Origin of the sequence: Halobiforma nitratireducens JCM 10879 (assembly GCF_000337895.1) — an archaeon.
Lineage (GTDB): Archaea > Halobacteriota > Halobacteria > Halobacteriales > Natrialbaceae > Natronobacterium > Natronobacterium nitratireducens.
Window position 1 is genome coordinate 62,043 of sequence record NZ_AOMA01000078.1, and the last position, 6,576, is coordinate 68,618.

At 62.8% G+C, this 6,576-nt stretch carries 4 protein-coding genes and 1 tRNA gene; all 5 read right to left on the bottom strand.

The window, feature by feature from the left end:
* Positions 1-59 precede the first annotated feature (59 nt).
* Positions 60-1,172 carry a transposase gene (locus C446_RS07885; RefSeq protein WP_049920098.1) on the bottom strand — a complete coding sequence of 371 codons (1,113 nt, stop codon included), beginning with the start codon at positions 1,170-1,172 and terminating at the stop codon, positions 60-62.
* Between the two features lie 278 nt (positions 1,173-1,450).
* Positions 1,451-1,521, bottom strand: a tRNA-Gly gene (locus tag C446_RS07890).
* Positions 1,522-1,731: 210 nt separating this feature from the next.
* Entirely contained in the window at positions 1,732-2,682 is a 951-nt protein-coding gene (locus C446_RS07895; protein WP_049920093.1) for a beta propeller repeat protein, read from the bottom strand.
* Positions 2,683-2,873: 191 nt separating this feature from the next.
* A complete protein-coding gene (locus C446_RS07900) occupies positions 2,874-3,683 on the bottom strand; it encodes a class I SAM-dependent methyltransferase (protein WP_006672565.1) in 810 nt (269 codons plus the stop codon).
* Between the two features lie 87 nt (positions 3,684-3,770).
* Positions 3,771-5,876 (bottom strand): type II secretion system F family protein, encoded by a 2,106-nt coding sequence (locus C446_RS07905; RefSeq protein ID WP_006672566.1) that lies wholly within the window; start codon positions 5,874-5,876, stop codon positions 3,771-3,773.
* Positions 5,877-6,576 lie beyond the last annotated feature (700 nt).

Below are 6,576 nucleotides of genomic sequence, written 5' to 3' on the forward strand. Positions count from 1 at the left end.
GAGCGTTGCCACTCGGTTATGGCGTTCTGACCGATCATCTCGGTCGGACTGATCACCCCCTATCCGTAATCGGTCACAACAACGAATTCCCTGAAGACACGTGTCGAGATTGGCGGTTTCTCCGGTATAGCACCAGCTGAGACAAGCACATTTGCGAGTATCCACAGATTGTACATCGAAACTGCGAACAGGAAGTAGAACAGCCGCACCGAGAACGTCGGCGACGACGTTCTCGGAAGAAAGTCTCCGATCTGGCGATAGGAGGTTTCGATACCCCAGCGGCGGCGGAACGCCGCCGCGTACGCTCTCGCCGCCTCAGGCTCAAGGTCGAGATTCGTAACGAACCAGACGTGCTCGTCCTCGGTCGATCGATGTGGCACAGCAAACACAGTTACGCCAACTGAGGCGGTTGGCTTACGTTTCCGTTGCATGAGATATTCATCGACGACCGTCTCAGCGCCGGCGCTGAGACGGGCTTTCATCCCTTTACTTGGACGTGCACGGACGATGTAGTCGATGTCGTGCTGTTCTAACTCCGCAACGACGTGAACTTGGTAGAACCCTCTGTCGAGGTAGACGTGTCTGACCGAGACGTACTCTCGTGCCGTTTCAAGCAGTGAGCGAACGGCTTCGCGCTTGGCGCGAAAGCCGTTCGCCTCCAGTGCCAGGACATCGAGTGTAAACCGCGTTCCTGGTGCAACGATACAGATCGTCGCAAAACAGTACGTTCGATTGGTTCCCTGATCGGGATAGGTAATCAGGACGTGATCAGTGTCTGCGTTGCCGTAAAACCGCCACTGGTGGAGGTCTATCGCAACATCGACACAATCGGGCAAGAGTCGTTGTTTCCGGAGAATCTCGAAGAGATTGCCGCGGACGCCATCGAACTGGTCGTCGATGGCGTCCGCCTCCAAGTTTCGGAGGTGGTAGAGGAGTGATTTTGCGAGTCCGTTGCGAGCCGTCGACGTCACGTCGACGGGCTCGCCGTAATCGAGTTGGCAGGTTTTCCCAGCTGTATTGGCGAACTCTTGCTCAAAGGCGACACGAGAGAGGACTTCGAGAAAGTCCTCTCTCGTATAGCGCCCACAGGGTTTGATGTCGAAATTGAGCGCTGGATACACGACGGTAGAAGCTGCGCGACAGACTTGTTTTGCTTCGGTCGTCTCGACTATAGCCACCCTACCAGCAACGCCGCAAATTAGGTTCGGCATCTACTGTTCAGGGCGGGGAGGATGTCAATGCTGCTCTCGAGTTTGCTCACGGTAGAACTGTACGGACCGGGCTTACTCCCGACTGCGAGACGGTCGTCTTCACTCCGTTCGGACGCTGTCGTTCGAGAGAGCAACGCTCTCTCGTGATGACGAAACGTCACAGGCGTTTCGAACCACGACTCGCATGCTTCGAATCCCCTGACGATTCCTGTCGCTGACGAATTTGTTCGCGACAGGAGTGCGCGGACCGGGATTTGAACCCGGGCCATGAGCTTGGAAGGCTCAGGTCCTACCACTAGACCATCCGCGCGCAGTTCCCGGTTTTCGCTCCACCATTAAGGCTCTTGCTTTTTCCGTCGGGCGGTTTGGGTACGAATCGCGCGGTACTTCGCGCACTTGCGTGAGCCATTGCCGCATTGCCGGAACCAACGAACCGTCGTCACGAGAAGGACACGCCGTGTCAGGCGTCCTCTTCTCGAGGCTCTTCGACTAATTCGTAAAATCGTGTATCCGCCAATGATCAGCGCTCGAGGACAGCCCCACCGGAGCCGACGGCCAGGTCGACCGGACCCGTCGCGATCGCCTGCAGGTTCTCGCCGATGGGCGTCGGAGTCCGGCTCCAGTCGCCGTCCTCGAGTTCGAAGATCGCACCGCCGCTGCCGACGGCTACGCCGTCGTTGCCGTCGGTTTCGAGGTCACGGAGGTCGGCGTCGCCGAGACTCTCGGGGAGCCACTGGCTGCCGTCGTACGTGAAGACGGATGCGTTACCCCCGCTGACGGTGACGTCGTCTTCGGCGTCGCTGTCGAGGCCGTAGAACGTTACGTCGGCGTCTTCGATGCCGATCGGGTTCCAGGTGACGCCGTCGTCGGTGGCGAACACGCGTCCGTTCGTGTCGATCGCGTGGCCGGACCGGTCGCCGTGGAAATCGATCGCGGGGAGGCCGGACCCGCTCCCGGGGACCTCGTACTCCCAGGTACCCTCTTCACCGTTGTCGAAGCTGTAGTGGATCGAGCCGGAGTCGTCGGCGACGTAGACGTCGGCTTCGCCAGCGGGGCCGGTAACCGCGATGTCGTTGAAGTTCGCGGTGAAGTCGTTTGGCGCGGAGCGGTCGACGAGGTTGCCGGTGGTTACGTCGTACTCGCCGATCGCGCCGCTCGCACCGACGATCCAGAGGCGTTCCCCGTCGTCGGTTACGTCCGCACCGAAGAGATCGTTCCCGTTGCCGGTGGAGCCACCCTGGAGGACGACCTCCCACCCTTCGGCGGCGCGTTCGATCACGAGTCCGCCCGCGGCGACCGCGTGTGCGTTGGTTGCGGTGTGGGCAACGTCGTGGAGGGTACTGTCGATCGGCGTCTCGGCGACGGACCAGGGGTACTCGTCTTCGGCGGCGGACGCCGTCGCGGGAACGCTAGCTGCGGCAAGCGATGCGCCTGCAATCTTCAGCATCGAGCGTCGAGTAGTACGCGTCATGGCGCATCCGGCTCTGGGGGAGAGTGGATGTTAAAAGCCGGAAGCGATTAACGGGAGTTGCAGATCGTTGCGGACCTTTCATACACTTTAATTCTATCCAATACCAGAGAATACTACATCGAGAAATGTCGTAGAGCGAAAAATACAGAGATACGAGCACAACGGATACGCGCCAGGGCCGAACGAAACACTCACTCCGAATCCGATCGAGAACGACCGGAGCCCGACCCCGCGACCGTCGCGTAACAGTTCCCGCTCGAGATTTCCCACTCGAGAACAGCGAGGTCGCTGCACTCGAGTTCCCGTTCGAACTCCGCGGGCGCGTAGATGTGATAGAAGCGATCCACGGGTTCGCCGCCGGGGAGTGTCCACTCGACGGTCGTATCGAACCCGTGCTCGTCCGTTTCGTCGGCCTCGTCGAACCGGTCGTGGGCCGTCGACCACGCGCTGACGAGCGCACGGCCGTCGGGATCGAGCACGCGTGCGAGTTCGTCGAGGCTCGCTTGGCGCGCGTCCGCGGTCGGCAGGTGATGCAGCGTCGCGACGTAGACCGCGAGATCGACGCCGTCGGCCGCGAGGGGGAGCCGTGAGGCGTCGCCCTGACAGAGGTCGAGCGCGCCGGTAAACGACCGCTCCTGTGCTCGCTTCCGTCCCGTCTCGAGTAGACCGCGGCTGACATCGAGCCCGACGACGCGCTCGAGACCGGCGGCCGCAAGCAGTTCGGCATGCCGACAGTTGCCACAGCCGAGATCGAGACCGAGCCCGCGTTCGCGCTCGTCGGTTCCGTCTTCGGCTCCGTCCTGGAGGGTGGGGGAACGAGCGTGAGTCTCCACGAACTCCTCGACCTCGGGCCAGGCGTACTCTCGAGTGGACGCGAAGTGTGTGGCGATCCGGTCGTACGTGTCACGGACGGCGGCTCGATCCGGGTGCTGGCCCGATTCGCCGTCCGACCCGGACTCGCCGGTCGATTCCGCGTCGGGTTCCTGCTGATCATCGGCCATCGTCGGGAGTCGACGCTGCGAACAAAAAGGGCTCGCGGTACGCGTCGGAAGCCGCCGACTCGAGGACATCGTGAGCCCGCGTGCCGATCACGCGATGACCGTAAACAGCAACACCGTAAGCGCGATCATGGCGGCAGCGTGTTTCGCCCCCGCTCGAACGTCGCCGGTGCTCAGTTGGCCGGCGATCAGTCCGGACAGCAGCCCCTGGACGAGCGTCGCGTGATAGAAGAGCGTGCTGTAGATGTCGGCATCCCCCTCGTTGAAGCCGCCGAGCCCGTCGACGTCCGGGCCGGCCCCACCCGCCGGGTCGACCCCCTCGGTCGGCAGGTTGGGAATCAGGTACGCACCCAGTACGGCGATGATAAACAGGAAGACGAAAAACGAGACGTAGACGACGATGGTGTACTCCATCATCGCCTGCTTTCGCTCCCGCTTGAGCCGACGGTCCGTGGCGGCCTGGCGGGCCGCGATCCGGAGCACCGTCGACAGGTTGCCACTGGCGTTCATCGCCTCGGTCAACAGCGTCACGACCCGGGAGGTCGCCCGCGTCCTGACTCGGCGCTCGAACCGCCGAAGCGCAGTCTGGAGGTCCGACCCCCACTGGACGTCGGCCCAGACCCGGTCGAGTTCCGTCCCGAGCGGCCCGAGTTCGGAGTCCCGAACCTTGTCGAAGCCGGCGACGACCGACATGCCGGCCTCGTTGACGCTGGCGAGCCGATCAAGCAGATCGGGGACGGCAGCTTCGATCGCGTCGACCCGGCGACGGTGGAGTTCGTAACAGACCGCAAACGTCGAGAGCACCAGAAACGCAGCGACCGCAATCGTATCGTCGACCACCGTCGGATCGAACTCGCTCCCGGCGAAGGCCGCGGGCAGTTGCTGGAGAACCACGAGGAGCGCGATCGGCACCGTAATCGCGAGCGCGAGGTTCGGCCGCTCGAGCAGCGTCTCGATCGGACGGGACAGGTACCCGCGGAGTCGATCGATCCGTCGGTAGTACCGGAGTCGTTCGACGTTGGGTGAGATCGTATCGCCGCCGTCTGCTCGTGGCATGGCAGCGGTTTCGGGTCGCGACGCGTCCGAGAACGGAGCGCCCGTCCCTTGGCCCGCAGTACCGTCGTCCTCGGCGACCGTCGAACCGGGCGTGATCGAGTTCGTCACCACGCTTAGATAGACGATGAATCCGAGGTTGGCGAACGGAAGGATCAGGTATATGAGCGCCTGGAGCGGGCCGATCGTGTCACCGACGGCGATCCCGATAACCACGAGTATCGTAATCAGAAAGAGCGGTCCTGCCACCAGCACGGTCACGTACGCTTCCGCCAGCGTCCCGAGCAGTTCGATTGTCGACTCCTGTTGGGACTCCGACTCCTCCTGATAGTCGTGGTACTGGCGCTCGAGGAACTCCGAGAGACTGTGACCGCTTTGGAGGACGCTGGCGAGGTTCTCGGTAAACTCCTGGAACTGTGGGCTCGGAGTCCGATGTCCCATCTCCTGAAGGGCAGAGATGAGATCCATCCCGAACGTATCCATGTTCCGGACCGCGACCTGAAACTCCGTGGCGGCCTCGCCGTAGGTTTCGTCCTGGGCGGCGACGATCCTGACGACTTTCGGGAATTCCATGCCGCTCTTCGAGAGGGCATAGACGAACGCAACCGTCGAGGGAAGGGCCGTCTCGATGCGGCGGGCCCGCTCGTCCGCGACGTAGCCGGGGTACCACCACCGGAGCCAGTAGGTTCCGGTTCCTGCGAGGGTCCCGATCGTCACCGACGAGACCAACACGAGCGCGAACAGTTCGCCCGCGGATAGAGTCGGGACACCCCCGAAGTTCGCGAGGAACTCGAGCGCGCCGGGAAGCGCCTCACGCATCGTGTCGGGATCGATCGCGAGCAGTTGCAACAGCCCCCAGATAGCGTAGATACCAACGATCGCGCCGACGATCGCGAGCACGGCGGCGTACAGCATCGTCTTCGAGCCGTACTCCCGGTAGGTCACGGAGAACTGCGCGGCGCGGAGTGCCGATTGTCTGTTGGGGTGCTCGGTCCGGAACTCGTCGATGTAGTCGCCGAACAGCCGGATCGCGATTCGCGTCAGGAGACGGTCGAGGCCGCGGTGGACTCTGGTGATCGCGAGGATCGAACACAGAAGCGCGACGACCGCAAGCGGCGCGACGTTTACGACCGATTGACTCATCGTCGGCCGCGGTCCTCGGTGTCGAACGCGGCGTTCCCGCGGTCGCCGCCGTCGGTTTGTGTCTGTGCACCGGTTCCGGTTTCGCTTCCGGTGTCCTCGCTCCCGATCCCAGCCTCCGACTCGGGCGTGGACTCGTATTTGGGTTCGTGCTCGTGTTCGGCGTCCACGTCGGAATCGCCGGCCCGGCTCTCGCCCTCGGCGTTCCCTTTCGTCTCGGGATCGGTTACCTCCTCGATCGCCTCGAGGACGCGGTCTCTATCGGCGTAGTACTCGTTGACGAGGGCGGTAAACCGGCGGTAGTCGGTGATCCCGTTGTCCCACAGATACTCGAGGAATCGTTCGCGGTTCCGGACCTCCGTCCGAAGTTCGCTCTCGGACCAGCCGCGCTCGTCCCGGATTTCGCTCAGGACGTGGCTGCCGCTCGAGCGAACGGAGTCGGTCTCGCTATCCCAGGTGTAGGCCGTCGAGTAGTCGAGTTCCCCGGTCCGTTGATCGATCCCCTCGATCTCGGCGATTACCTTGTTCCGTCGAGCGCGCCCGTCGCCGAGGCGGGTGAGTGTCTGCACCGAGAGGATATCGAGGCTCTGGACCATCGGTCTGGGGACGTTGATCGGTTCGTTCTCGAGACGGTTGATCACCGTCTGGACCGAGTCGGCGTGCATCGTCGAGTACGTCCTGTCTCTTATACACATCTCTGATG

Excerpts from the sequence above, each read along its gene's own strand:
- C446_RS07895 (WP_049920093.1), bottom strand. The coding sequence starts at position 2,682 with ATGACGCGTACTACTCGACGCTCGATGCTGAAGATTGCAGGCGCATCG.
- C446_RS07905 (WP_006672566.1), bottom strand. The coding sequence starts at position 5,876 with ATGAGTCAATCGGTCGTAAACGTCGCGCCGCTTGCGGTCGTCGCGCTT.
- C446_RS07900 (WP_006672565.1), bottom strand. The coding sequence starts at position 3,683 with ATGGCCGATGATCAGCAGGAACCCGACGCGGAATCGACCGGCGAGTCC.